General features: G+C 73.4%; 23 protein-coding genes and 1 pseudogene. 12 read left to right on the forward strand and 12 right to left on the reverse strand.

Features of this window, described 5'->3' with window-relative positions:
• Positions 1–474: 474 nt before the first annotated feature.
• Positions 475–1,689, forward strand: coding sequence for a glycoside hydrolase family 3 N-terminal domain-containing protein (locus DSM112329_RS22330; protein WP_354698764.1), 1,215 nt, complete (start codon positions 475–477; stop codon positions 1,687–1,689).
• On the opposite strand, the gene DSM112329_RS22335 is transcribed toward DSM112329_RS22330, so the two are convergent.
• Positions 1,667–2,161 (reverse strand): tRNA (cytidine(34)-2'-O)-methyltransferase, encoded by a 495-nt coding sequence (locus DSM112329_RS22335; protein WP_354698765.1) that lies wholly within the window; start codon positions 2,159–2,161, stop codon positions 1,667–1,669. The two genes, DSM112329_RS22330 and DSM112329_RS22335, sit on opposite strands and share 23 nt — an antisense overlap.
• Positions 2,158–2,475 (reverse strand): MTH1187 family thiamine-binding protein, encoded by a 318-nt coding sequence (locus DSM112329_RS22340; RefSeq protein WP_354698766.1) that lies wholly within the window; start codon positions 2,473–2,475, stop codon positions 2,158–2,160. The genes DSM112329_RS22335 and DSM112329_RS22340 overlap by 4 nt, the downstream gene beginning before the upstream one ends.
• A gap of 53 nt (positions 2,476–2,528) precedes the next feature.
• On the opposite strand from DSM112329_RS22340, the gene ligA reads away from it, so the two are divergent.
• Positions 2,529–4,568: an NAD-dependent DNA ligase LigA gene (gene ligA, locus DSM112329_RS22345; RefSeq protein WP_354698767.1), complete on the forward strand. Its 2,040-nt coding sequence runs from the start codon at positions 2,529–2,531 to the stop codon at positions 4,566–4,568.
• Between the two features lie 21 nt (positions 4,569–4,589).
• Here ligA and DSM112329_RS22350 read toward each other — a convergent pair whose 3' ends face one another.
• On the reverse strand, positions 4,590–7,529 hold the full coding sequence (locus tag DSM112329_RS22350) for an AMP-binding protein (protein ID WP_354698768.1): 2,940 nt from the start codon (positions 7,527–7,529) through the stop codon (positions 4,590–4,592).
• A gap of 95 nt (positions 7,530–7,624) precedes the next feature.
• On the opposite strand from DSM112329_RS22350, the gene DSM112329_RS22355 reads away from it, so the two are divergent.
• Positions 7,625–8,356, forward strand: a complete 732-nt coding sequence (locus tag DSM112329_RS22355; RefSeq protein ID WP_354698769.1) for a glutathione S-transferase N-terminal domain-containing protein — start codon at positions 7,625–7,627, stop codon at positions 8,354–8,356.
• A 61-nt stretch (positions 8,357–8,417) separates the two neighbouring features.
• Positions 8,418–9,512: an alpha/beta hydrolase gene (locus tag DSM112329_RS22360; RefSeq protein ID WP_354698770.1), complete on the forward strand. Its 1,095-nt coding sequence runs from the start codon at positions 8,418–8,420 to the stop codon at positions 9,510–9,512.
• An 80-nt stretch (positions 9,513–9,592) separates the two neighbouring features.
• Here the strand turns inward: DSM112329_RS22360 and DSM112329_RS22365 are convergent.
• The 4 genes and pseudogenes from DSM112329_RS22365 to DSM112329_RS22380 form a co-directional block, all read right to left on the reverse strand.
• A pseudogene (locus DSM112329_RS22365) lies at positions 9,593–9,715 on the reverse strand (HNH endonuclease); the annotation flags it as partial.
• A gap of 263 nt (positions 9,716–9,978) precedes the next feature.
• Positions 9,979–11,181 (reverse strand): hypothetical protein, encoded by a 1,203-nt coding sequence (locus DSM112329_RS22370; RefSeq protein WP_354698771.1) that lies wholly within the window; start codon positions 11,179–11,181, stop codon positions 9,979–9,981.
• Positions 11,182–11,196: 15 nt separating this feature from the next.
• Positions 11,197–11,319, reverse strand: coding sequence for a hypothetical protein (locus DSM112329_RS22375; RefSeq protein WP_354698772.1), 123 nt, complete (start codon positions 11,317–11,319; stop codon positions 11,197–11,199).
• Positions 11,320–11,432: 113 nt separating this feature from the next.
• On the reverse strand, positions 11,433–12,128 hold the full coding sequence (locus DSM112329_RS22380) for a TetR/AcrR family transcriptional regulator (RefSeq protein WP_354698773.1): 696 nt from the start codon (positions 12,126–12,128) through the stop codon (positions 11,433–11,435).
• Positions 12,129–12,160: 32 nt separating this feature from the next.
• Between DSM112329_RS22380 and DSM112329_RS22385 the strand changes: the two genes are divergently transcribed.
• Positions 12,161–13,126 carry an ATP-binding cassette domain-containing protein gene (locus DSM112329_RS22385; RefSeq protein ID WP_354698774.1) on the forward strand — a complete coding sequence of 322 codons (966 nt, stop codon included), beginning with the start codon at positions 12,161–12,163 and terminating at the stop codon, positions 13,124–13,126.
• Positions 13,123–13,917, forward strand: a complete 795-nt coding sequence (locus tag DSM112329_RS22390; protein ID WP_354698775.1) for an ABC transporter permease — start codon at positions 13,123–13,125, stop codon at positions 13,915–13,917. Before DSM112329_RS22385 ends, DSM112329_RS22390 begins: the two co-directional genes overlap by 4 nt.
• A 12-nt stretch (positions 13,918–13,929) precedes the next feature.
• Here DSM112329_RS22390 and ligD read toward each other — a convergent pair whose 3' ends face one another.
• The gene (gene ligD / locus DSM112329_RS22395) at positions 13,930–15,009 is read right to left on the reverse strand and encodes a non-homologous end-joining DNA ligase (RefSeq protein WP_354702521.1); all 1,080 of its coding nucleotides are present in this window, start codon (positions 15,007–15,009) and stop codon (positions 13,930–13,932) included.
• Positions 15,010–15,142: 133 nt separating this feature from the next.
• Here ligD and DSM112329_RS22400 point away from each other — a divergent pair, with 133 nt between their 5' ends.
• The 5 genes from DSM112329_RS22400 to DSM112329_RS22420 all read left to right on the forward strand — a co-directional run bounded on the left by DSM112329_RS22400 (position 15,143) and on the right by DSM112329_RS22420 (position 18,990).
• A complete protein-coding gene (locus DSM112329_RS22400) occupies positions 15,143–15,343 on the forward strand; it encodes a hypothetical protein (protein WP_354698776.1) in 201 nt (66 codons plus the stop codon).
• 162 nt (positions 15,344–15,505) lie between these two features.
• Complete coding sequence (locus DSM112329_RS22405) at positions 15,506–17,257, forward strand: RtcB family protein (protein ID WP_354702522.1); 1,752 nt, start codon at positions 15,506–15,508, stop codon at positions 17,255–17,257.
• 12 nt (positions 17,258–17,269) lie between these two features.
• Entirely contained in the window at positions 17,270–17,827 is a 558-nt protein-coding gene (locus tag DSM112329_RS22410) for an RtcB family protein (RefSeq protein ID WP_354702523.1), read from the forward strand.
• 357 nt (positions 17,828–18,184) lie between these two features.
• Complete coding sequence (locus DSM112329_RS22415; RefSeq protein ID WP_354698777.1) at positions 18,185–18,595, forward strand: hypothetical protein; 411 nt, start codon at positions 18,185–18,187, stop codon at positions 18,593–18,595.
• 110 nt (positions 18,596–18,705) lie between these two features.
• Complete coding sequence (locus DSM112329_RS22420; RefSeq protein WP_354698778.1) at positions 18,706–18,990, forward strand: hypothetical protein; 285 nt, start codon at positions 18,706–18,708, stop codon at positions 18,988–18,990.
• Positions 18,991–19,006: 16 nt separating this feature from the next.
• Here the strand turns inward: DSM112329_RS22420 and DSM112329_RS22425 are convergent, their stop codons facing one another.
• Genes DSM112329_RS22425 through DSM112329_RS22440 form a run of 4 tightly spaced genes read right to left on the reverse strand, consistent with a single transcriptional unit; the run spans position 19,007 to position 23,244 of the window.
• On the reverse strand, positions 19,007–20,107 hold the full coding sequence (locus DSM112329_RS22425; protein ID WP_354698779.1) for an SDR family oxidoreductase: 1,101 nt from the start codon (positions 20,105–20,107) through the stop codon (positions 19,007–19,009).
• A 31-nt stretch (positions 20,108–20,138) separates the two neighbouring features.
• A complete protein-coding gene (locus tag DSM112329_RS22430) occupies positions 20,139–20,942 on the reverse strand; it encodes a tyrosine-protein phosphatase (protein WP_354698780.1) in 804 nt (267 codons plus the stop codon).
• A gap of 45 nt (positions 20,943–20,987) precedes the next feature.
• Entirely contained in the window at positions 20,988–22,193 is a 1,206-nt protein-coding gene (locus DSM112329_RS22435; RefSeq protein ID WP_354698781.1) for a hypothetical protein, read from the reverse strand.
• Between the two features lie 40 nt (positions 22,194–22,233).
• The gene (locus DSM112329_RS22440) at positions 22,234–23,244 is read right to left on the reverse strand and encodes an SDR family NAD(P)-dependent oxidoreductase (protein WP_354698782.1); all 1,011 of its coding nucleotides are present in this window, start codon (positions 23,242–23,244) and stop codon (positions 22,234–22,236) included.
• A gap of 92 nt (positions 23,245–23,336) precedes the next feature.
• Here DSM112329_RS22440 and DSM112329_RS22445 point away from each other — a divergent pair, with 92 nt between their 5' ends.
• Entirely contained in the window at positions 23,337–24,608 is a 1,272-nt protein-coding gene (locus DSM112329_RS22445) for an endonuclease/exonuclease/phosphatase family protein (protein ID WP_354698783.1), read from the forward strand.
• Positions 24,609–24,888: the final 280 nt, after the last annotated feature.

Here is a 24,888-nt window from a genome sequence, read left to right on the forward strand (position 1 = left end):
GGCAGCAGCCAGTGGCATTCCACCCGGCCGGGAGCCGTGCCATCCACCACTCGCCCCGCCCGGCAGCAGCCAGTGGCATTCCACCCGGCCTGGGAGCCGTGCGATCCACCACCCGCCCAACCGGCCAGCCGCCCGCCCCACGCCCCGCACGCGAGACCCCGCAACGTCCCAGCGCTCACCGCCGTCAACAGCCCGCCGTTCTCAAAGCCGCCGCTACCGGGGCAGTCTTCGGCGTCAGCGCCACCGACCCCCGACCACCAGGCGCTCGGCGTCAGCGCCACCGACCCCCGACCACCAGGCGCTCGGCGTCAGCGCCATCGACCCCCGACCACCAGGCCCTCAGCGCCACCGACCCCCGACCACCCGGCCCCCGCGTCAGCGCCCAAGACCACAAAGGCCGCTACGCGCAACGCGTCCGGCCTGACCGACGACACGCGCGGCGCGCCCCCGGGCCCGCCTGGGTACGCTCGGAAAGTGTCCGGCCAGACCTCCGACCGCATCAAGAACGCGATCCTGCCCGTGATGATCGTGTCGCTAGCGATCGGGTCCTACGTCAAGAACGACGACGGGGGCGACAGCCGCGCTGCCACCACGGCCGCGCCCAGCACGGCACCCGCAGCGACGACGCCCGCCGAGCTGCCGCGCACCGCGACCACCCCGGCCGCCACCACCACCCCGGCGACAGCCCAATCGGCCCAGAAGGCCCAGAAGGCGCTGCCCGTCGACAAGGCCCTCGGTCAGACCCTGGCCGGCAGCTATCTCGGACCCACTCCCTCCGACGCGCTCCTGGGCCGGATCCGCCGCGGCGAGCTCGGCTCGGTGATCCTGTTCGCGGGCAACGTCAGCGGCGGCATCACGCGCACCCGCGCGGCCGTCGACCGCATGCAGGACGCGGCGAAGGCCGGCGGCAACCCGCCCCTGCTCGTGATGACCGATCAGGAGGGCGGCATCGTCAAGCGCCTCCCCGGGCCGCCCGACCGCGCCGCCGCGAGCATGACCAGCGCGAGCGTCGCGCAGGCCCAGGGCAAGGCCACCGGCCGGTTGCTGCGCAAGGCCGGCGTGAACTTCGACCTCGCCCCCGTCGTCGACGTCAAGCGCGTCAAAGGCTCGTTCCTCGGCACGCGCGCCTTCGCGACCGACCCCGTCCGCGTCGCCCAGCGCGCCTGCGCGTTCGCCGCCGGCCTGCGCACCGCCGGCGTCGGCGCGGCGCTCAAGCACTTCCCGGGGCTCGGGCGCGCGAGCGGCAACACCGACGACGGCCGCATCACCATCACGTCGAGCGCCGCCACGATCCGCAGCGACTACGCCCCGTACGAGCGCTGTGCCGGGGCCGGCCGCACGGCGGTGATGATGAGCAACGCGACCTACCCGAAGCTCCTGGACCCGGACGCCCCGGCAGTCCTCACCGCCGCCACCTACTCGCGGGAGCTCGGGCGCGCCGGCGTCCCCGACAGCGCCCTCACGATCAGCGACGACCTCAACGCCGCCGCGATCAACGGGCGTGAACGACCTGGCCACCGGGCGCTCGTCGCGGGCCTGGACCTGCTGCTCTACGCCGGTGACCCCGGGGCGTCCGCGTTCGCCTACACCAAGCTGCTGGCGGAGCTGAAGGCCGGTGACCTGCCCGCGGCGCGCGTCCGCGACGCCGCCGCAGCCGTCCTGCGGTTCAAGGCGCAGCTCCCGGACTGACGGCGCCCGGCCCGGCGCCCGCGAACCCGAGCTGCCGCCAGGCCTCGTAGGCCGCGATCGCGACGCTGTTGCTGAGGTTCAGCGAGCGACGACCCTCGAGCATCGGGATCCGCAGCCGGTCGGTCACCGCACCGTCGGACAGCACGGCGTCCGGCAGCCCGCTCGGCTCGGGGCCGAACAGCAGGACGTCGCCGCGCGCGTAGGCCACGTCGACGTAGGAGCGCGTCGCGTGGGTCGTGAACGCGAAGACGCGCGCGGGCAGCAGCGCCGACCAGGCCGCCGGCAGGTCCGGGTGCACGGTCAGACTCGCCAGGTCGTGGTAGTCCAGGCCCGCCCGGCGCAGGTTCGCGTCCGTGAGGTCGAAGCCGAGCGGCTCGACCAGATGCAGCTCGGCGCCCGTCGCCGCCGCCAGCCGGATGGCGTTGCCCGTGTTGCCCGGGATGCGCGGCTCGTAGAAGAGGATCCGGATCACGCCGGCGGCTCCGCGGCCAGCCGCCGCTCCACGGACGCCACCTTGTCCGCCAGCGACTGCTCCTTGTCGCGGCGCTCGTCGAGCTTCAGGACGGTGTAGACACGCGGGATCCCCAGCTCGAACGGGACGCCGTGCAGCTCCCCCACGACCGCGAGGATGTCCTGCGTCGAGCCCTCCAGCGACGTCCCCATGGCGTGCATCGCGTAGCCCACGCGGTCCTGCGCGGCCAGCCGGCGCTGGATCTCCGCGATGTACGCGCTCGCGCTCGGGTCGGGCCGCCCGAGGGCGAGGATGGTGAGGTCGGCAGTGGCCATGGTCCGACACGGTACGGCCCCTTGGCGACCGGCCGGTGCGGGAGGATGCACCGGTGTCGAAGCCGTCGTCCGAAGCCGACCCCGCCGCTCCCGACCCGGGCGCGCGGATCGCCGAGCTCGCCGCCGAGGTCCAGCGGCTGAACGACCTCTATTACGGAACCGGCGACTCCCCCGTCCCGGACGCGGAGTTCGACGCCGTCAAGGACGAGCTCGCCGCGCTCGTCGCCGAGCATCCCGACCTGGCCCCCGCGGACAACCCGCTCGACAAGGTCAACCAGCCGTCGCAGTTGACCGGCCCGACGATCCGCCACGCGCGGCCGATGCTGTCGCTCGCGAAGGCGAACACGGACGAGCAGATCCGTGCGTTCTGCGACCGCTTCCCCGGCAAGGTGTTCCGCGTGTCGGAGAAGCTCGACGGCCTGTCGCTGAGCGTGGTCTTCCAGGACGGGAAGCTCGACTACGTCGCCACCCGCGGCACCGGGGACGTCGGCGAGCTCGTCACCGACAAGGTCCGGCACGTCATCCCGGACCTGCCGCACACCGTCACCGGGGACGGCCGCATCGAGGTCCGCGGCGAGGCCGTGATGCTGCGCTCGATCTGGACGGCCTACAACGAGGCCCATCCGGACAAGATCCTCACCAACCCCCGCAGCGGCGCCGCGGGGACGCTGATGCAGAAGGACCCCGTGGCGGCCGCCGCCGCGAACCGGCTGCTGCGGTTCTTCGCGTTCGGCGCCGACCGGGACGGCACCGCGGTCGACGTGGACTCGCTCGGCGGCAGGATCGTGGACGCGGCGACCGTGGTCTGCGACGACGCGGACGCCGTCATCGCGCAGATCACGGCCATCGGCGAGCGCCGAGACGGCTTGGACTACGACATCGACGGCGCGGTCGTCCGCCTGCACGACCCGGCGGAGTTCGACGCCGCGGGCTACAACTCGGCCGAGCCGCGCGGTGCGATCGCCTTCAAGTACCCGCCCGAGGAGCGCACCACGAAGCTCCTGGGCGTCGAGTGGCAGGTGGGCAAGGTCGGCCGAATCGCCCCCCGCGCCCGCGTCGCCCCGGTCTTCGTCGGCGGCGTCACGGTCGAGAACATCACGCTCCACAACCCGCGCCTGATCCGCGAGCGGGACCTGCGCATCGGCGACACCGTGGCCGTCGTCCGGCGCGGCGACGTGATCCCGTTCGCCGGCCGCGCCATCGTCGAGGACCGCGACGGCAGCGAGGTCGTGATCGAGCCGCCCACCCACTGCCCCTCGTGCAAGGAGGAGCTCGAGGTCCGCGGCACCGGCGAGGAACGCTGGTGCGCGAACCTGCAGTGCCCCGCCCAGGTCACGCGCCGGCTGATGCACTGGGCGTCGCGCCCCGCGGCCGACATGGAGGGCGTCGGAGACGTCTGGATCGAGCGCCTCGCCGACGAGGGCGTCCTGCAGACCCGCGCCGACTTCTACCGCCTGACCGTCGAGCAGATGCTCGCCTACGAGCGCATGGGCGAGACGTCCGCGAAGAACATGATCGACGCGATCGAGCGGACGAAAGGCCTCGGGCTGCGCCGCGCGCTGATCGGCCTCGCGATCCCGATGGCGTCCGACGGGACGGCGAAGCGCCTGTGCCTGGCGGGCTACGAGCGCCTCGAGGACATCGTGGCCGCCACCGAGGAGGAGCTCGTCGCCATCCGCGACATCGGCCCGAAGGTCGCCGAGTCGCTCGTGTCGTTCTTCCGGCGTGAGGTCGTCGTGACCGAGGTCGCCGCGCTGCGCGAGCTCGGCGTCTCGCTCGACGTCCTCGACGAGGACCGGCCCGTCGACGTCGCCGCCGCGGCCGACTCGCCGCTGAAGGGCGCGACCGTCGTGGTGACCGGGGCGTTCACGCACGGCGTCACCGGCGCGAAGATCAGCCGGCCGGACCTGACGCGCCTGGTCGAGCAGGCCGGGGCGACGGCGTCCTCGTCCGTCTCGAGCACCACCACCTACCTGCTGGCGGGCGCGAACGTCGGCGCCGCGAAGACCGACAAGGCCGAGAAGCTCGGCGTGACCGTGGTCGGCCCCGACGAGCTCTGGGGCTGGCTGAAGGACGCGGGCGTCGCCGGCTGACCCGCCGCCGCCCGGCAGCCCTCAGTCGCGTTCGACGAGCTTCTTGCGCGCGGCCAGCGTGAGCTTGCGGTAGGACGCCCGGCTCTCGTCGAAGTACCAGACCGGCAGGTCCTGTCCGACGGTCGGGATGCCCTCGGCGCGCAGCGGGCCGGAGAGCGGACGGAACCACGTCGTGACCGCCAGCTCGGCGACGACGCGGACGACCTGCGGGCGGCAGTGCGGCTCCAGGCGCGCCAGGGCCTCGGTGACCTGCGCCGGGGTGAGCTCCTTCCCGTCGCGGAGCGTGACCGCGGCGACCGCGACCGCCCGCCCGTGCTCCCCCGACGGCACGCCGAAGCAGACCGCCAGGTCGACGGCGTCCAGGCGGCCGAGGGCGTCGCGGATCGGCGCGCTCGGGATCGCGCCGCGCTCGGTGTGGATCAGCGAGCCGACGGGATCGACCAGCCAGTAGTCGCCGTCGACGTCCCGGCGGAACAGGTCGCCGGTCGCCAGCCACGCGTCGTCCCGGCGGAACACCCCGCGCAGCGCGCTGTCGCTGCCGGTCGGGTCGTCGATGTCGGCCTCGGCCAGCAGCATCCCGACCTGGTCGCGCTCGCAGACGATCGCGAACCCGTCCTTGCCCGTCCGCAGCCGGCCCTGGTCGGAGTCGTACGCGGCGATCCGCACGCGCGCGCTCCCGGGCAGGCGCCGTCCCATCGCACCGATCTTGCGGGTGCCGAGGTTCACCAGCACGGAGTCGCCGATCGACGAGGTGTAGAACTCGACGACGCCGGCCGGCCCGAAGCGCTCGAGGACACGGCGCCAGAGCGCGGGCGGCATGCCCGAGCCGACGAACAGCCGCACCGGGTGGTGTCGCTCCCCGGGGTGCGGGGGCGCCTCGACGATGTCGCGGAGCATCGTCCACGTGTAGGTGACGACGGTGATGCCGTAGCGGCGGACCTCGTCCCAGAACGTGGTCGGGTCGAACTGGCGCGCCATGGCGATCCGGGCGCCGCCGGCGATCGCACCGCCGATGCCGACGAGCAGGCCCGACGGGTGGTAGACCGGCGTGACCGAGTAGATCGTGTCGGCGCTGCCGAGCGAGGCGGACGACGCGGTGCCGACGGCGGACAGCAGCCAGCGGCCGTTCGTGATGCGGTTGATGCGCGTCCGCTCGCCCTCGCCCGTGAACAGGATGTACGCGAGGTCGCGGGCGCGTCCGGGGTTCGGGCGGTACCAGCGCGGGAGCTCGACCAGGTCCGGGTCGATGCGCTCCATGTCGATGACCCCGGGGCCGAGGTCACGGTCCTCCGAGCCGCCGCCCAGGACCAGGATCTGGGCGTCCACCTGCCCGGCGATCTCCTTGTGCTGCGGGTCGCAGACGATCCGGGAGACCTGCCCGAGCCGGGCCTCGCGCGTCACCGCGCCGTCGGGCCGCAGCAGGACCGCGACCGCCCCGATCCGGTTAAGCGCCGCGACCGTCGTCAGCGCACTGGGCCGCATGTCCATCAGGACGCCGACGTGCTCGCCCTGGCGGACCCCGAGGGAGATCAGGCCACGGACGACGGAGTCGATGCGGTGCTTGGCCGCCGACCGCGTGTGGGCCCGGTCCTCGAACAGGAACAGGATGGCGTCCGGGTTCTTGGCCTGCTGCTCGTCGAGCATCAGGCCGAGCGACGCGCGCGTCCGCGGGCGGACCTGCTCCAGGCGGCTCAGGCGGGGCAGCTGCTCGGCGGCCTCGACGCCGAGCTCGCGCACGGTGTGGACGGTGCGGCCGGCACCGGTCACCGCGGTCCGCACGAGGCCGGCGCTGACCCCGGCGGCAAGCTCGATCGCGTAGCCGGCGCGCGGGCTCACGCCGGGCGACACGACCGCGACGGACTCGTCCGCCGGCTTGATCTCCTCCGGGAGCGGGCCGTTGCCCTCGCGCCACTTGCTCCAGGCGGCGACCGCAGGCCACGTCTCGCGGGTGGCGGCCGAGCCGACGACGAGGCCGAAGTGCCCGGCGCGGAGCGACTTCTCGTAGACGTCGGCGCGGGGCGCGGCGTAGACGATCGGGCGGACCGCGGCCGGCGGCGCGATCTCGTCGACCTCGCCGACGAAGGTCAGCACCGGGCACGTGATGTCGGCCAGCGTGACGAGGCGGTCCTCGATCACGAACCCGCCACGCAGCATCCGGTTGTGCGCGACGAACTGCCGCATGAAGTCCGCGAGCGCCGGGCCGGGCCAGGCGACGAACCCGTCGGCCTGCAGGAAGCGCCGCTGCGCCTCGCGCGGGAGCAGCGCCTCGCGGTCGTGCAGCTGCATGACGAAGTCGATCTGCTGGCGGACGGCCTTCACGGGGTCCAGCAGCCGGAAGCCGGCACGCGACGCCCAGGCCGGGAGCTGATTGCCGCCGAGCGCGCCGCCCAGGAGGCCGGCGAGGGCGGCGATGGTCTCCTCGGGCAGGCCGAACGGGATCACGCCGCGCGTGTCGACCGGGCTGCCGAAGGTGATCAGGCTGGACAGGCCCTTGCCCCGGCGGTAGGCCGCGGTCTGGTAGCAGAACATCCCGCCCTGGGAGTAGCCACCGAGGTGGACGTCCTTGCCGACGATCTTCCGGACCTGATCGACCGCGTCGCTCACGGCGACGACGTGGTCGGTGAGGGTCCGCTCGAGCGCACCCTCGATCTCCCCCGGGGAGCCGAAGTCGACGACCCACGCGTCGATGCCCGACTGGTGCAGCTCGCGCACCGCGCTGGCGTGCGGGGAGACGTCCCACACCTCTGCGGCGAGCATCATCGGCGGGACGAGGATCACCGCGGGCGCGTCCGGGGGCACGGCGTCCGCGTAGTAGCGGCGCAGCTTGAAGACGCGCTGCTCGGTGACGACCTCGTAGGGCGCCGGCTCCTCGCCCGTGTCGAGGCCACCGAAGCGGGCGACCTCGAGGGCGTTCTGCGCGAGCGCGCCGAGGCGTGCAACCGGGTTCGGGATGGTCGCCATGAGGCGCGACGGTATCGGTTCGCGCGGGCGCACGGTGTGTCTGAGCGCGTCGTCCGGGGTCCGCAGCGCTCCAGAAAACGTCATAGCATGCGGGGATGTCCCCCGCGATCGTCCTCCACGTCCTGCCCCCGTCCCACCCCTGCATGACCGCCGAGGCGGCGCTGCGGCTGAAGGGCCTGGAGTACGAGAAGGTCGCGCTGCAGGCCGGCCGGCACGGCGACGAGCTCGAGGCGATCTACGGCCCGGACGGCCGGACGGTCCCCGGGATGACGGTGGACGGCGAGCCGGTCCACGGGTCGCGGCCGATCCTGGCCCGGCTCGAGGAGCTGGTGCCCGATCCGCCGCTGTTCCCGGACGCGATCCGTGACGCCGTGGTCGAGGCCGAGGCGTGGGGCGACGAGCACCTGCAGGACCTCGGCCGGCGGCTGACGTGGGGCGCGATGCACTTCCGGCCCGAGTCGCTCGGCACGTTCGGCGGCGGCGAGCCACTCGACGGGCCGGGGACGGACTTCGCCATGCGCTACGTCCACGCGTCCTGGAAGTACCACGGGATCAGCGCGGCGCTGCTGGCCGAGGACCTCGCGGGCCTGCCGGCGAAGGTCGACCACATCGACGCGCTCGCGGCGGCGGGGACGATCGGCGGCGAGCACGCGAACGCGGCGGACCTGCAGATCGGCGCGACGGTCCGCGTCCTGCTGACGATCGGGGATCTGGTGCCGCTGCTGGAGGGGCGCGCCGGAGAGCGGATCGCCCGGCGCTGGTTCCCCGAGTACCCGGGCCACGTCCCGGCGGGTGCGTTCCCGGCCGGCTGGGTGCCGGCGCGCTGAACCTGCAGCCACGCCGGGGTGGCCGCTGACGGCTGGCCGGGGAGCCAGTAGCGTTCCCGGCATGGCCTCCTACAAGCTCACCGCCCGTGATCGTGCCGAGCGGGCCGGCGCCCGCGCGATGGCGCGGCTGTCCCCGCGGACCGTCCGGCTGCTGGCCGGCAAGCCGATCGTCCGGGACGGGCTGACGCTCGACCCGCAGATCCAGCTGATCCTGAAGGCGCTCGAGGCCGCGGCGCCCGGGCCGTGGTCCGCGCTCGGCGCCGAGGCGACCCGGGCCGAGGTGCGCCGGACCGCCATCGTCAGCGCGTCCCCGCTCCCGCGGGTCAAGGCGGTCACCGATCTGACCGTCCCCGGCCCCGTCGGTCCGCTGCCGGCGCGCCGCTACGACGCGCCCGGCGCCGCCACCGGCCCCCAGCCCGCGCTCGTCTTCTTCCACGGCGGCGGCTTCGTGTTCGGCGACCTCGACACCCATGACGAGCTGTGCCGGATGCTGTGCTTCCACGCGGGGGTCACGGTCATCGCGATCGACTACCGGCTCGCCCCCGAGGCGCCGTTCCCCGCCGCCGTCGAGGACTGCATCGCCGCGTTCGACTGGATCCACGCGAATGCCTCGGCGCTCGGCATCGACCCGGCCCGGATCGGCGTCGGCGGGGACAGCGCGGGTGGCAACCTCTCGGCCGTGGTGTCCCAGCAGGCGCTGCTGTCGGGCAGCGCGGTCCCCGCGTTCCAGCTGCTGATCTACCCCGCGACCGACCGCGCGCGCAGCACCCGGTCGGCCGAGCTGTTCAGCCAGGGCTTCTTCCTCGTGCAGGAGGACATGGACTGGTTCATGGGCGCGTACGCCCCGGTGCTCGACGACCTGCGTGCGGCGCCGCTGCGGTCCGAGGACCTCAGCAACCTGCCGCCGGCCTACGTCACCACCGCGGGCTTCGACCCGCTGCGCGACGAGGGCGAGGCGTACGGCGCGGCGCTGGCGGCGGCGGGCGTCCCGACGGTGGTCCGCCGCCACGACGGGCTGGTCCATGGGTTCGCGAACATGACGTCGATCTCGAAGACCTCGCGGGACGCGGTCATCGAGATGGCGGGCGCGCTGCGGATGGGCCTCGCGGCCTCGGCGGTCGCGACCCTCCGCGAGCAGTCCGCCACCCCGGCCTGACCCCCGCCTCACCGGCGGGGGCGTCAGCGGCGGGCGCGGCGGCGCAGGAACTCCAGCAGCGGGAGGTCCCGCTTGGACTGGTTGCAGGGGCCGCAGGCGCCGACGACGTTCAGCCACGAGTGGGCACCGCCGAGGCCACGCGCCGCCTGCGACCGCGGCTCGACGTGGTCGACCGTGCCGCCCGGCGCACCGCAGTACGCGCACGCCTCGCGCCGCAGCTGCGCGAGCCACGCGTCGTAGTGCGACTGCCCGTCGGTCCGCAGCGGCCTGCCGCTGCTGCCGGCCCGCGCGCCGAGCGGCGTCCCGGCGTCGTCCCGCACGAACTCCGCCAGCACGGCTTCGGTGGTCGGTCTTCGGGTGAGGGTGAGGGTCATCGTTCGTCGCTCCACAGTCCCGCGGGAGGCAGGAGCGACGAACCTGCTGCCGCCCCTGCCGTGTCTTCCGACCGGCAGGAGCGGCGGCGTATCTACAGCCGCTCCTGCCAGGTGACCGCTGCCTGCGCGAGGGCTCCGAGAGCCTCGGCCAGCGCGGTCGGGTTGTTGGTCCGGCGTGCCGCGGCCAGGTCGCTGAGCGCCTTCGCCAACACTGCCGGCCCTGCCGGCCCGGAGGCCCGCAGCTCGTCCAGCTCCGCCGCCGTCAGGCGCCGGGGCTCGCCCTTGACCGCGGCGACGGTGGCACGGAGCTCACGCTCCGCGGCCGCCTCCCGGACCCGGGCACCGTCTGCCTCCCGCCGTGCTGCCTCCGCCTCCTCGAGGGCGTCGCGCACGACCGCGGCCTCGGGGGCCTCGACGTGGACGACGACCTTCTCAGCAGACGGCTGTGCAACACGGACGGCAGCGACGGCACGCGCCTCGGCGAGCGCCCGCTCCATCGCGAGCGCCCGATCCTCGGCACGGTGCATGGCCTCGGTGAGCTCCCTGCGCTCGTCGCGCAGGGCGTGCACCGTTGCCTCCGACCGCTCCTGACGGGCCGCCAGACGCTTGGTGGTGCCGCGGGCCTCGGCCGCATCCATGCGGGCCTCGGCCACGAGCGCCTTGGCGTCGGCGACCGCCGCACGTGCCTTGTCCTCGAGGACCTTCGCCCTCGAGACGGCCCGTGCGACCGCCGCGTCGTCCACGACACGCTCGCGCACCACCTTCGTCTTCACGACCGTCCTGGACGCGGCCCGACGTGCTTCGTCCCGCTCGGCACGCGCGGCGTCAAGCCGCGTGCGCGAACGGTCCAGCTGCGCGTCGAGCTGCGCGATCCGGCGTTCAGCCTGCTTCACGTCCGCCAGGGCGGCGTCGACCATGGCGCGGCCATCGGCGCCGAGGTCGGCGACGTGGGCCTGCGTCAGGTCGACGGTCTCCCGACGCCGCGGCCCCGGCTTGGCCGGCTCGAAGCCGGCGGCACGGATGGCAGCGTTCAGGGACCCGCCGAACGGGCGCTTGGCAGAGTTGAGCGCAGGCCAGGCGGAGCCGTCCTCACGACCGGCCCGGTACCTGGCGACACGCCAGTCCTGAGCCGACCACTTCGCAGAGGACGGGTTCCAGTCGGCCGCACGCGGCGGCTCGCCATAGCGGGCCACCCATTCCTGGATGGCCGTGATGATTGAGTCGCGGTCCCACACCACTCCCCGGCCCTTCCGGACCTTGGTGGTGGTGGCTTCCGCGAACGTCGCGGAAGCCATGAGATGGACTCCCGCTCAGTCGCCGCAGCGCTGGTCGATGGGCTTCGTCAGGTTCGACGTCGCCGGTGCCAGCCACGGACGCGCCCCACCCGTGAGGGCGAACGGCTGCATCGTGCTGTGGGCGACGGCGGCGGACATGACCTGGTCAACGGTAAGGGACGCTGGCCGAGGGCGCAACCGCGAATCTGCGCGGCCGGTCGCAGGTCGGTCTCGTGGGTTCGAGTCCACTCCCCGTCGCGCGCGACCGGTCGCTACGCCGCGCCGTGCCGGGCCAGCGCCACGCCGATGCCGTCCAGCACGAGGTCCAGGCCCTGCTCGAAGCGGTCGATGGCGTCCATCTCCTGGAAGAACGCGAACGCGTCGTCCGCGGTCGGATCTCGCTCGCCGAACAGCGCCCGGAAGTGCGGGAACTCGCCCGAGGCGATCACGTCCTCGAACCACGTCTTCATGTCGTCGCCGAAGTGCTCTTGCTGCTCCTGCTCGATCCGTTCCACCTGCTTGCGGAACACGTGACCCATCACGTACTCGTCGACCGTGCCGGTCAGGTGCAGGCGCTCGGCCGGCGGGAGGTCGAACGCGGCGAGGGTCCCGAACGTCTGGTTGCCGTGGCGCATGACGTTCTCACCGGGCGGACCCTCCTCACCCTGCAGCATCCCGAGCAGCATCCAGGGGTGACGGTCGAACGCCGCCTTCGTCCGCAGCGCGATCGCGCGCAGCCCGCCGCGCCAGTCGTCCGGCATCTCCTCCGGCGGCACCAGGAACTCGCCCATGATCGCGTTGCCCATGAGGCTGAAGAGGTCCTCCTTCGTGCGGACGTAGTGGTAGAGCGACATCGTCCCCACCCCCATCCGGGCTGCGACCTTCCGCATCGAGACCGCTTCGATCCCTTCGGCGTCGGCCAGATCGATGGCCGCTCGACCGACGGCTTCGCGCGACAGGTTTGACATTCGTACACCGTACTACTACGGTGGTTCGTACGATGTACGAAACCACCGGAATCGGTGTCGAGGCGGCGGGCCTCGGCAAAAGCTACGACGACTTCTGGGCGCTCCGGGACGTGGACCTCCACGTCCCGGCGGGCTCTGTCCTGGGTCTGCTCGGCCACAACGGCGCGGGCAAGACGACGGCCATCAAGATCCTGACCACGCTCGCCTCGCCCACGACCGGCACGGCCCGCGTGGCCGGCTACGACGTGAAGACGCAGGGCCGCGAGGTGCGGTCCCGGATCGGGGTCGCCAGCCAGGCGGCCACCGTCGACGGACTGCTGACCGGGCGGGCGAACCTCACGCTGGTCGGTCGGCTCTACGGGCTCTCGAAGACCGACGCGCGGACCCGTGCCGACGAGCTGCTCGAGCGCCTCGACCTGGTCGACGCCGCCGACAAGCTCGTGCAGGCGTACTCCGGCGGCATGCGCCGGCGCCTGGACCTCGCGGCGAGCATCGTCGCGCGGCCCGCCGTCCTGTTCCTCGACGAGCCCACCACGGGCCTGGACCCGCGCAGCCGCGGTGATCTCTGGGCCCTGTTGCGCGAGCTGGTCGACGGCGGGACGACGATCGTCCTCACCACCCAGTACCTCGAGGAGGCCGACCGACTGGCCGACGACATCGTGGTCCTCGACCACGGCCGGGTCGTCGCCCACGGCACGCCGACCGACCTGAAGGCCCGGGTCGGTGGGGAGCGCGCCGAGGTGACGGTCAGCGGCGTCGCGGACCTCGCACCGGCAGCCCGTGCCCTCGACGGCTTCGCCGACGCGCCGGCGGTCACCGACGCGGAGGCGCTCACGGTCACCGTGCCGCTCCGCGGCGGGACGCGCCTGATGGACATCGTGCGCGCGCTCGACGCCGGCGGCGTGGACGCCGTCGACGTCGCCCGGCGCGAAGCCACCCTGGACGACGTCTTCCTCTCCCTCACCACCACCTCGAAGCCGGAGGCCATCGCCGCATGAGCCAGTCACTGTCCGCCGACGCGAGCATCTTCGCGCGCCGCAACGCCGCCCACATCCGGCAGATCCCCGAGAAGCTGATCGACGTCACGCTGCAGCCGATCATGTTCGTGCTGCTGTTCGCCTACGTCTTCGGCGGGGTGATCGACGTGCCCGGGTCCAACTACCGCGAGTACCTCATCGGCGGCATCCTGGTGCAGTCGCTGGCCTTCGGGATGATGGGGCCGGGGACCGCGATCGCCACCGATCTGAGGGAAGGCGTGATCGAGCGCTTCCGTTCGCTGCCGGTGTCCCGCGCCGCCTACCTGATCGGCCACCTCGTCTCCGAGGTCGGCGCGTCGCTGATCGCGCTGACGATCCTCACCGGCAGCGGCCTGCTCGTGGGCTGGCGCCCGCACGAGGACGTGCTGCACGTCGCCGGCGGGTTCGGCCTGCTCATCCTCTTCAGCATCACGATGATCTGGATCGGCACGCTCCTGGGCCTGATCAGCCGCAGCGCAGACGGCGTGCAGGGGCTGATCTTCATGACGATCTTCCCGCTGACGTTCCTGTCCAACGCGTTCGTCCCGGCCGAGGGCCTGCCGGCCGCGCTCGAGACGTTCTCGAACTACAACCCGGTGAGCACCGTCGTCAGTGCCGTGCGCACGCTGTTCGGCAACGCGACCGCAACGCCGGACGGCGCGCCGTGGACGCTGCAGCACCCCGTCGTGTCCGCGGTCGGGTCGTGCCTGCTGCTGCTGGCGATCGTCGTCCCGCTCACGCTCGCGCGGTACCGGGCGCGGACGACCGACTGACGCGCCGCGCCGTCAGCCCTCGCCGCTCGCCTCCGCATCCTCCGGGTCGGGGCGGGCGCGGGAGGGCTGCACGCGCTTGGGCTCGCCGGGCATCTTCGGATAGTCCGGCGGGTAGGGCATGTCCCCCGTCTCGTCGCGCTCGTACATGTCGAGCAGCGGCTGCAGCGAGTGCTGGACATCGTCGATCTGGGCCTGGCGGTCGCCGATCTCGGCGAACCGCGCGGGCATCGTCGTCACCGTGAAGTGCTCAGGCTGGACCGACGGCAGCTCGTCCCACTCGACGGGCGCCGACACCGGCGCACCCGGCCGCGGGCGGATCGAGTAGGCGGACGCGATCGTCCGGTCACGGGCGTTCTGGTTGTAGTCGATGAAGACCTTCTCGCCGCGCTCCTCCTTCCACCACTTGACGGTGACGTCGTCCGGCATCCGTCGCTCGAGCTCGCGGCCGAACGCGATGACCGCGTGGCGGACGTCGGTGAACGTCCACTTCGGCTCGATGCGGACGTAGATGTGGACCCCGCGGCCGCCGGAGGTCTTCGGGAAGCCGCGGTAGCCGAGCTCCTCGAGCAGCTTGCGCGCCTCCGCGGCGACGCGGACGGCATCGTCGAAGTCGGTGCCCGGCTGCGGGTCGAGGTCGATGCGCATCTCGTCGGGGTGGTCGACGTCGGCGCGCCGGACCGGCCACGGGTGGAAGGTGATCGTCCCCATCTGCGCGGCCCAGCCGACGACGGCGATCTCGGTCGGGCAGATCTCGTCGGCGGTGCGGCCGGACGGAAACTCGATCGTCGCCGTCTCCAGGTAGTCGGGCGCACCGCGGGGGACGCGCTTCTGGAAGAACGCGTCGCCGCCGCCCTTCTCGCGGGTCGACACCACGATGCCCTCGTGGACGCCCTTCGGCCAGCGCTCGAGCGTGGTCGGCCGTTCGCGCAGTGCGCGCATGATGCCGTCCTCGACGGCCAGGTAGTACTCGACCACCTGGAGCTTGGTGATGTCGGGCGTGCTCCTCGTCGCCGGGAAGATCACGCGGTCGAAGCTCGAGACGCGGAGCGCGCGGCCGCCGGCGTCGATCTCGGTCGCTGCGGATTTGGCCATGTGCCCGTGGAGCATCGCAGCCGCGCCGCCGGGCTTGAACCGGTGGGCGGTCCGTGTCATGTCGGTGTCAGGAGCGTGGCGTCCCGGTGCCACGTGATCGACGGGCGTGCCAAGCGTCCGGCACGATCGGAGAATGAGCAAGACCGAGATCCCGATCACCGTCCGCGGGGACGTGGACGACCGTGCCGTCGAGCAGCTGCGTCGCTGCGCCGAGGCGGGCGACGCGACGGCCGGCGTGCTGTGCGCCGACGGCCACGTGGGCTACTCGCAGCCGATCGGCGGCGCGGTGGCCTACCCGGACCCAAGGGGCTCCGCCCCTTACGCCGTCGCGTAGGGCGCTCCGGCTAACCCCGAGAGTGAAGGGGACGGCTGGTGCGCGCCGATCGAGGCGGTCCCGGCGACCGCGCCCGTGCTGTGCTGGGACGGGCGCGCCGTACGTGTCGCCGAGCCGTGCGACGGCGCGATCGCGCGCGGTCGTCAGCCGGTCGTGGACCTGATGCTGGCGAACGGGACGAGACTCACGGCGACGCCCGACCACGAGGTCCGCACCCCGGCGGGCTGGCGCGAGGCCGGCACCCTGCGTCGCGGCGACAGCGTCGCCTGCCTGCCGTTCGCCGGCCTCCCCCACACGGTTCCGACCGGTGAGCTGGCGATCGACGCGCCGACCCGGGCGGACGCGCTCGCCGCGCGCGGGCTCTGGCCGCTGCGCGCCGCCGACACACGCCTGCCCGCGCTGCTGCGGCTGTTCGGCACGCTCATCGGTGACGGTCACCTGGCCCGCAACGGGAAGGCCGTGTCCTGGTACACGGTGGTCCCGGCCGACGCCGCCGCGATCGCCGCCGATCTCGAGCGCGTCGGCTTCCGCGCGTCGATCCACGTCCGCGAGCGGGGCGCCCGCCGGCGCGACGAGCACTGCGTGCGGTGCTCGTCCGTCGACCTTCACGCGCTGCTCGCGGCGATGGGCTGCCCGGTCGGCCGCAAGGTCGACGGCTGGCCCGCGAACCCGCTCGGCTGGGTTCTGGACCTCGAGCCGTGGCAGCGCGCGCTCGTCCTCTCCGGCTTCGCCAGCGCCGAGGCGACGACCGCTGCCCTGCGTCAGGGCGGGATCGCGAACGTCGCCATCAAGCAGGCGGGCACGACCCGTCACGCGATCGACTTCGTGGTTCGGCTGCTCGGGTCGCTCGGGTTCGACGCGTCCGTGACCGTCAGCGGACCGGTCCGCGGCGCCGTCACGACCTGGGTCATCCAGGTCCTCGGCGGCACGGACGCGCAGCTGCGGTTCTTCTGCGAGGTCGGCTTCTGCCACGCCGCGGAGAAGCGGGTCACGGTCGCCGCGGTGACGTCGGTCGCCTGGCAGCGCGAGGCTGAACGTGCGCATCGTCGCGCGGCGATCGCAGCTGCCCACACGCTGCGTTCCCGGGTGCCGAACGTCCGCGTGCGCGACCTCGTGGGCGCGGTCGCCACCGAGTACACCGTCCCGCGGTCGCTCGTCCACCATGGCCTCGACGGCCGGGGAATACCGCGCAGCGTGTCCGTCCTGACCCCCGACCATTGCGGTGAAGTCGTCTGGGTGCCCGTGGTCGGGCTCGCGGACGCGGGCACGCGCGACGTGTACGACGTGGTCACGGGCGACGCGGCCGCGGGGTTCGTCGCGGACGGGGTCTGCGTCCACAACTGCGGCAATAAGGCCGTCCGGACCGCGCTGCGGACGGACGACGTCATCGCGGAGCTGCCGCGCATCATGGACGAGGTGTTCGAGCGCATCTCCTTCGGGGTCGGGCGCAAGAACGACGAGCCGGTCGACCACCCGGTCCTCGACGCGATCTTCAAGGCCGACTTCCACCCGCAGCGCAGGCTCTTCCAGAGCGCGCGCAACCAGCTCGGGACGGTCGGTGCGGGCAATCACTACGTCGACCTGTTCGCGGGGGACGACGGCCACGTGTGGGTCGGCGTGCACTTCGGCTCGCGCGGGTTCGGCCACAAGACGGCCTCAGGCTTCCTCTCGCTCGCCGGCGGCGGGGAGTTCGGCGATCGCGCACCCGACGGGGAGATGGACGCGCCGCCGACGCTGCTGCACGTCGAGTCGGAGCTCGGGCAGTCCTACATCGCGGCGATGGAGCTGGCAGGCGCCTACGCGTACGCGGGGCGTGACGTCGTCGTCGACAAGGTCCTGGAGATCCTCGGCACGGAGTCCACCTTCGAGGTCCACAACCACCCAAGGGGCTTCGCCCCTTACGCCGTCGCGTAGGACGCTCCGGCTATCCCCAGGAGTGACGCGACCGGGCAATTTCCCGGGGTTCGAGCGTTCGTCGGCGCCACGATGGGCGAGGACTCGGTCATCCTGCGCGGCCTCGACGCGCCGGCCTCGGCCGAGCTGCTCCACAGCACCGTCCATGGCGCCGGCCGCGTCATGTCGCGGACGCAGGCCGCGGGCCGGATGGGGACGCGGGCGGAGTGCAACGATCGCAACTGCACGTTCTGGGTGTCGTGGGCGCAGTACCGCCACGACCGCGAGCGGGCGGGCATCACGGCGGCGAAGGCGCCGTTCACGCTCTGCCCGGACCACCCGGACGGGACGATGCTCAAGCGCCGCGGCCGCGTGAAGGAGGGCCGCATCGACTTCGACGCGGTCCAGGCCGAGCTGTCCGGGCGCGGGATCGAGCTGCGCGGCGGCGCGGCCGACGAGGCACCGGACGCCTACAAGCGTCTGGACACGGTCCTGGCGGCGCACGCGGACACGATCGAGGTCCTGCACCGCCTGCGGCCGATCGGGGTCGCGATGGCGCCGTCGGACACGGTGGACCCGTTCAAGGATTGAGGGGTGTCTTCGCCGGGGTGGTGGGCGATCGGTCATGGCCCTCCGCGGCTGGGGCGCCGGGGCACGCGGAAGAAGCGAGCCCTCCCGCTCGGCGCCGGACGCCGCTCCGCGCCACGACCGTCGGCCCACCATCCCGGTGTGGGCTGTGGTTTTGCTACTGGCAGCGAGTGGCAGCGCCAGGTGTCGTTTTTCGACATCCGACACTGCCACACCCCGTGCGGGCCGCCGCGCTTAGCTGTGAATGACGATCCACCCGGCTCCGAGCCGCGCGATCCGCCACTGGCCGCTGCGCCTGCCGCGAGCCCCTGTGCCTGCGCCAGGCCACATGCCCGGGCCGCGCCCGTCAGACTGCAGGTCGTGAGCACCTACGATGCCGACGACCTGCTGAGCGAGAACGCGCTGAACGCGGCCGTGTCAGCCCTGGCGAACCGCAACGCCCATCACCTGCAGGACATGACCCCCGCCGAGCAGCAGGAGGCCGCCGGTCACTGGCGCGCCCTCGCGATCGACGTCCTGGTGGCGGTCCGCGCGACGGTGACGAACCCGGAGATCGGCCCGGCCATTAACGAGGGCGGCCCCGGCCGCGCGGTCATCGTGCTCGAGGACTCTGGCGAGGAGGAGATCAACGTGCACGTGGCGTTCCACCCCGAGCTGCAGCAGCTCGGCGACGACCAGGTCGCCGGCACCCCCGCGCAGATCACCGCGGTTTCGATGATCGACACGCTCGGCGAAGAGGGCGGCGAAGGCGCGGAGCCCGGCCCCGCCTGAGGTCACGGCCGGGCAGCCAGCCCGCCGGCGGCGACGACGTCCGTCCACCCGGCGTCGTCCGCCTCTACAGAAAAGCCGGGCCTTGGCCGAAGAGGGCCATGATGCAGGCCATGGAACAGCACCGACACGAACGCGTCCAGATCGAGACCGCGCGCCACCGGATCGAGGGGACGCTCACCCTCGCCCGTGACGGGTACCGGTCCCGCGTCTCCGACGTGCTCAACGCGACCGAGCGGGACTTCGTGTCCCTGACCGACGTCACGCTCATCCCCCACGACGCGCCGCAGACGCCCGAGATGCACGAGTTCGTGATCGTCGCGCGCAACCAGATCGTGCTCGCGATCCCGCTGGACGACCGGCGCGGCTCCGGCCCGCCCGGCCTGACCTCCGTCTGAAGGCCCTGCCCGATCCTCAGCGCTGAGCGCGCTTGACGCGCTTCCAGCCGTCCCACAGGGCGGGAACGTAGTCGGCGAACGCCGGGATCACGATGCCGGTGCCGGCCAGGGCCGCGCGGGTGCGGGTCGTCTCGAAGCGGCAGCGGAACGGGGCCGCGTCGACCAGGCCGGCAGGCACGCCGATCGCGTTCAGCGCGCGGTCCCGGGCGCCGCCGATCACCGGCAGGCGGCCGAGGGCCTGGCCCACCCAGAAGCCGGCGGTCCCCGTGGCCTCGGGCAGCGCGGGCACGATCTTCGGGCCGCCGACGTGGGCGGACAGGGCGGCGAGGACATCGTGGACGCGCTCGTCCTCGGTCGCGTAGAGGCCGAACGTGTCGCCGTGGGCGCCCTCGTCCGTCTCGGCGGCCAGCCCGATCTCCGCGATGGCCTGCGCGCAGCGGTCGACCGGGACCGTCGGCAGCCGGCCCATCTCCGGCACGGGGACGATCGTGTAGGCCGGGAGCGCACGCAGCGCCGCAGCGAGCGGGAAGAGCGCGTAGACCCCGTCGAGCTTGTCCGTCGCACCGGTGTCCGTCGTCCCCACCACCGCGCCGGGACGGTAGATCCGGAACGGCATCGCGGCGTGGTCGCGCACCAGGATCTCGGAGTCGAACTTCGAGCGGTGGTAGGCGTGCGGGAAGCGCTGGCCGTGCCGCGGGTCGGTCTCCGGGAACGTCCCCTCCAGGTCCCCTGCGGCGGCGACGGACGAGACCATGTGGAACGTCCCGGCGTCGTGGACCTCTGCGAACGCGAGCACGCGCCGCGTCCCTTCGACGTTCGCCTCGGCCATCTCGTCGGGGTCGGCGTCCATGTCGTAGATGGCGGCAAGGTGGAACAGGTGGTCCGGCCGGCCCTCGTACGGCTCGATGGTGAGCCCCTCCCGCTCGATGTCGCCCGCCACCGGAACCAGGCGGTCCGGGTCGACGCCGAGCTGCTCGGCGATCTTCGCCAGGCGCCGCGCCGACTGTGGTCGCACGAGGGCGTGGACGGTCGCGCCGCGCTCCAGGAGTTCGGCGATGACGTGGCGGCCGAGGAAGCCGGTCCCGCCGGTGACGAAGCAGATGGGGGCAGCGGTCATGGCCCCATCCTGGCAGGTGGCCGCTCCGGGCTCAGGCGCCGCTCAGCCGCGAGCGGATCGCGGCGAGTTCCTCGTCGGACAGCCCTGCCCCCCGCAGCCAGGCCTCGAAGCCGCCGTGCTGCTCGTCGAGGAGCTCGAACAGCCGCTCCATCGTCCCGGCGGGGGGCCGGTGCTTGTCGACCTGGTCCATGTGCATCTCGCGGGCGTACGTCGGGCTCCCCGCGAGGCGTCCGACGATCTCCGCGATGTTCTCGCCGGTCTCCACGTAGTCGGCGGCGATCGCCTCGACGGGGACGCCGGTGACGGCGAGCGCCAGCGCGACGACCATGCCCGTGCGGTCCTTCCCGGCGGCGCAGTGCACCAGGACCGCGCCGTCCGTGGTCGTGATGGCGCGCAGCGCGGCCGCGATCGAGTCGGGCCGCCGCTCGAGGTAGCCGAGGTAGGCACGGACCGTCGGCGTCTCGTCCGGCAGGTCGGCGCCCTGCCCGTCCCCCCACGGCTTGATCGTCGCGTCGTCGAGGTCGAGGTCCGTGCCGCCTCCGGTGGCCGGGTACAGCGAGTGGTGCTCGACGCTGACCCGCGGCTCGTCGTTGAGCGGTCCGGGGCCTTCGGAGCGCAGCTCGAACTCGGTCCGCAGGTCGACCACGGTCCGGACGCCGTGGCCGACGACGAGGGACTCCACGTCGTCCGGCGACAGATCCTGCAGGTTGTCGGACCGCAGCAGGACCCCGGTCGCGACCTGACCGCCCCCGGCGAGCGGGAGCCCGCCGACGTCGCGGGTGTTGACCGTCCCGTCCAGCGCGATGGTCCTGTTCAGCGTCGTCTCGTCGTGCACGCCCAGGACGTTAGTGCCCCTGCCCTTCCAGAAACGCTCGACGGGTCACGTGCCGCAGGCCCGGTACCGGCGCACGCTGCGGTACGCGCGGCCGCCGGCGGTGCGTCCGCTCAACCGCAGGGTGACGGTCCCCGCGCGCCGGCCACGCAGGTCGACGGTCACGCTGCGTCCGCGCGGGCGCAGCGCCCGCCCGTTGAGGACGGCGCGCAGGCGGGTGACGCCGCGCGGCACCGTCACCGTGAAGCGACGGCGGCTACGGCACGTCTGGCCCGCGGCCGGCTTCGGGACCGTGGCGACCGGGCAACCGGCCGCGAAGGGGCAGCGCAGAGCGGGCTCGTCCCCCGTCGCCTGCGTGATGTTCAGCAGCACGAAGTTCGGCACGAACGACAGGTTCTCCAGACCGAAGCCGCCACCGGCGTCCTGCGGCGGGTCGACGCACGGGTTCAGGAGGCGGGCAGGATCCGCGGGCCCGGGGTGGGTGAAGGCGTCGAGGACGAGCCGGCGCGTGAGGGCGTCGGACAGGATCGTGAAGTGCTCGACGGGACGGCGGGGGCAGACGTCCTGCAGCGTGATGTTGCGGGCCCCCGCCATCCGGCTGGCCTGCGGCTGAGGCGTGATGACCTCGTCGTAGGCGGTCGCGATCGACGTGTAGTCCGGCCCCGCGGGCGGCGGCTCGCGGACCATCGCGGCCAGCAGCGCGGAGCCGCGGGCGATCTGGTGGACGGACGGGGCGCACGCCGTCGCGGCGCTGCACACGTCCGCGGCGAACCGCGTCCCCTGGTGCGGTGTCGCCAGGGACACGTAGTCGGACACGAGCGCCGGGAGGTCCGGCCAGAAGCGCAGGGCCAGGAGCAGGTCGACGGCTCCGTGCTGGTGGCCGAGGACGCGGACCTTCCGTCCGCTGCGCGCGGCGACCTCCCGGATCGCGTGGACGGCGTACTCGGTCGCTGTCTGCAGGTCGCCGAAGCCGCGGTCCTCCAGGGTCACCGAGCAGGTCGGGATGCCCTGCTTCGGCAGCAGGTCCAGGTACCCGCCGCCGTAGGACTCGCGGGCGGTCGAGAAGGCCGGGACGAGCAGGACCGGGTCGACGGCGGCCCGGTCGACCCCCGGGCTGCACGTCAGCGCGGCGGCGAGCTTCGCCGGCGGGACGGTGAGCGGGGTCCCGGGGGCGGCGGCGGTCGCGGTCGCGGTGGCCGGTGCGCCGGCAAGCAGCACGGCGACGGCTGTGGTGAGGAGTCCGCGGCAGCGCATTGTTACGCCACCGTACCACTCGCCGTCGCGCGGCTGCGGGCTACCAGTGCGTCCCGCGGGTCAGCTTGGCGAACGCCTCCTGCGCGGCGGTCGCCTCCTCGGCCGTGGGCTCGGCCGGCGCCGTTCCGGCCTTGGCGGCGATCGAGTCCGGGAACATCTTGAACCCGCGGTTGCGGATCTCGTCCATGATCGAGGGGCTGAAGGAGTCGGCGAGGCCGGCGAGGCTGCCGAAGGGCGGGCCGAGGCGGCGCGAGCGGTGCACGATCGCCTGGGCGACGAGGTGCCCGGCGTCCTCCGGCGTGAGCGCGGGGAAGCGGTCGTAGAGCTTCGTCGGCGCGATCATCGGCGTGCGCACGAGCGGCATGTGGATGGTCGTGAACCGGACGCCCTCGTCGTGGACCTCGGCCTGGAGCGAGTCGCACAGCGTGTCGAGCGCCGCCTTGGACGCGATGTACGCGCCGAACCGCGGCACCTTCGTCTGCACGCCGTAGGAGGAGATGTTGATGATCTGGCCGCTGCCGCGCTCGCGCATCCCGGGAAGGACCCGCAGGATCAGCCGGACCGCGGCGAAGTAGTTGAGCTGCATGGTGCGCTCGTAGTCGTGGAAGCGGTCGTACGACAGCGCGACGGAACGGCGGATCGACCGGCCGGCGTTGTTGATGAGCACGTCGACCGCCCCGTGCTCGGCGAGGATCTCCCCCGCGACGCGATCGATCGCGTCGAAGTCAGACAGGTCGCACGGACGCGGGTCGGCGATGCCACCGGCCGCGCGGATCCTGCCTGCGACGAGGTCGAGGTTCTCCTTGCCGCGCGCGATCAGGACGACGGTCCCGCCGGCCGCGCCGATCTGGAGGGCGGTCTCCTCGCCGATGCCGGACGACGCGCCGGTGATGACGATGACCTTGCCGGTGACCGCCTTCTCGAGCGAGCCCGCTCCGCGCAGGACGTCGAGCGGCCGCAGCACGGCGGGCCGGCTCGCGATGTTGCCGAAGGCGCCGATCGGCTTCGCCGCGGCGGACGCGAGCTGGTCAAGTCCAGGAATACGAGCCATGCCCGCGAGCCTAACGGCGGCGCGGCGTCGTCGTCCGTCCGCGGCGGGTCCGGCGCAACCTTCGCGGGTCGAGTGCGGTTAATGCGTCCGTCTTGCCCGTCGCCTTCCCGTCCCGCGGCCGGCGTGCCGTCGCCACGCTGGTGGCGTTGCTCGCCGGTTCGTTCGCTGCACCGGCCGCCGCGTCCGCGGCGGTCCGCGTCGTGTCCTGGAACATCGCCGGCAGTCCGACGAACGCCCGCGTCAAGGCCGGGCTGCCGTTCGACCCGGCCGCCGTGGCCACCGTGATCCGGCGGACCCGTCCGGACGTGGTCGGCCTGCAGGAGGTCTGCGGCTGGCAGGCGACCGCGCTCGCCGGGACGCTCGGGTACGCGGTCTGGCACGTCTCGGCCATCACGGGCTTCGCCGACGACCGGCCCGGCGCCGCGGGCCGGTGCGACTACGGCAACGCGCTGCTCGTGCGCCCGCCGCTGACTTTGGATGAACGCGTCGTCACCCCGCTCGTCGACCCCGGGAGCTGCAAGGCCGACGCGCGCACGGTCGCCCAGGCCAGGCTGCCCGAGTGCCGTGTCCTGCAGACCGGCGTCCTGAATCCGGGCGGCGTCCACGTGGCCAACGTGCACGTCGGTGTCGATGCCACCGCGCCCGCGCAGCTTCGGCGGCTGGTGAGGCGGGCGGCCGAGCTGACCGTGCCTGCCGTCCTGCTCGGGGACGACAACGTGCAGCCGGACCGGGCGGGCCTGGCGCCCCGGCTCGCCGCGCGCGGCTTCCTGGACGCCGCGGGGGCGCTGCCGGGCCTGCCGTGCGGCGACACGTCCGGGTGCGCACCGACGTTTCCCTCCGGCGGCGCGTTCGGTGCCCCGCTGCTGCGTGCGGACTACGTCTGGCACAGCGGGACACGGGCCCGGCGGGGCGCCGGACGGGTGGACACGACGGCCGCCGGCGTGCCCGCGTCCGATCACCTGGCGCTGTTCGCGGACCTGCGTCCCGTCGTCGGTCCGTCGGGCGGACTCGCGGTCACGCCGCGGATCCTGCGCAACCTGCGGCAGTTCGGCCTGCCGGTCACCGTCGGCACGGCCGGTGCCGCCGCCGTGACCGTGACCCTCGCGGCCACGCCGAAGACCGTGCGCACGCTCGGGCTGAGCCGCGGCACGCCGGTGCTGGCGACGGCCACCGCCGGGCGCACGAGCGCCGGTCACGTCCGTCTCGCGCTGAAACCGCCGCCGGCCGCAGCGCGGGCACTGGCCAGGGCACGAGACCCGGGCCGGTTCACCCTCTCCACCACGTTGACCGACGTCGAAGGTCGCCGGACGCGCCTCCCGACCCGCACGATCACGCTCCACGCGGTCCGCCCCGTGGCGCCCTGAGCGCGATCGCACGCGCCCAGGTGGCGGAGTCGAGGTCGGACGCGACGTGCGCTCCGAGCTCGTGCTCGAAGCCTTCGTGGCGCTGACGCCGAGCACCGCATGGTCGCGCGGGGTCTGGAACGGCAGGCTGGAGACGGCGGGGGCTGGATCGGCCGCGGCAGCCTTGGGCGCGGAGCCGTGGCGGCGGTCGCCGGAGACGCGATGCCCGCAGTGACGGTGAGCGGCGCTGCGGGCATCGGATTGCGGCGGGACGAGCTCGACGGGGTTGATCGCGGTGGCT

This window comes from Paraconexibacter sp. AEG42_29 (genome assembly GCF_040581415.1).
GTDB lineage: Bacteria > Actinomycetota > Thermoleophilia > Solirubrobacterales > Solirubrobacteraceae > Paraconexibacter.

What these genes read in the sequence shown, in the direction of transcription:
- DSM112329_RS22425 (WP_354698779.1), bottom strand. Translation starts at nt 20,107, where the DNA reads ATGACCGCTGCCCCCATCTGCTTCGTCACCGGCGGGACCGGCTTCCTC.
- DSM112329_RS22435 (WP_354698781.1), bottom strand. Translation starts at nt 22,193, where the DNA reads ATGCGCTGCCGCGGACTCCTCACCACAGCCGTCGCCGTGCTGCTTGCC.
- DSM112329_RS22400 (WP_354698776.1), top strand. Translation starts at nt 15,143, where the DNA reads ATGAGCAAGACCGAGATCCCGATCACCGTCCGCGGGGACGTGGACGAC.
- DSM112329_RS22440 (WP_354698782.1), bottom strand. Translation starts at nt 23,244, where the DNA reads ATGGCTCGTATTCCTGGACTTGACCAGCTCGCGTCCGCCGCGGCGAAG.
- DSM112329_RS22370 (WP_354698771.1), bottom strand. Translation starts at nt 11,181, where the DNA reads ATGGCTTCCGCGACGTTCGCGGAAGCCACCACCACCAAGGTCCGGAAG.
- DSM112329_RS22390 (WP_354698775.1), top strand. Translation starts at nt 13,123, where the DNA reads ATGAGCCAGTCACTGTCCGCCGACGCGAGCATCTTCGCGCGCCGCAAC.
- DSM112329_RS22420 (WP_354698778.1), top strand. Translation starts at nt 18,706, where the DNA reads ATGGAACAGCACCGACACGAACGCGTCCAGATCGAGACCGCGCGCCAC.
- DSM112329_RS22385 (WP_354698774.1), top strand. Translation starts at nt 12,161, where the DNA reads ATGTACGAAACCACCGGAATCGGTGTCGAGGCGGCGGGCCTCGGCAAA.
- DSM112329_RS22340 (WP_354698766.1), bottom strand. Translation starts at nt 2,475, where the DNA reads ATGGCCACTGCCGACCTCACCATCCTCGCCCTCGGGCGGCCCGACCCG.
- DSM112329_RS22405 (WP_354702522.1), top strand. Translation starts at nt 15,506, where the DNA reads ATGCTGGCGAACGGGACGAGACTCACGGCGACGCCCGACCACGAGGTC.
- DSM112329_RS22360 (WP_354698770.1), top strand. Translation starts at nt 8,418, where the DNA reads ATGGCCTCCTACAAGCTCACCGCCCGTGATCGTGCCGAGCGGGCCGGC.
- ligD (WP_354702521.1), bottom strand. Translation starts at nt 15,009, where the DNA reads ATGGCCAAATCCGCAGCGACCGAGATCGACGCCGGCGGCCGCGCGCTC.
- DSM112329_RS22380 (WP_354698773.1), bottom strand. Translation starts at nt 12,128, where the DNA reads ATGTCAAACCTGTCGCGCGAAGCCGTCGGTCGAGCGGCCATCGATCTG.
- DSM112329_RS22375 (WP_354698772.1), bottom strand. Translation starts at nt 11,319, where the DNA reads ATGTCCGCCGCCGTCGCCCACAGCACGATGCAGCCGTTCGCCCTCACG.
- DSM112329_RS22355 (WP_354698769.1), top strand. Translation starts at nt 7,625, where the DNA reads ATGTCCCCCGCGATCGTCCTCCACGTCCTGCCCCCGTCCCACCCCTGC.
- DSM112329_RS22350 (WP_354698768.1), bottom strand. Translation starts at nt 7,529, where the DNA reads ATGGCGACCATCCCGAACCCGGTTGCACGCCTCGGCGCGCTCGCGCAG.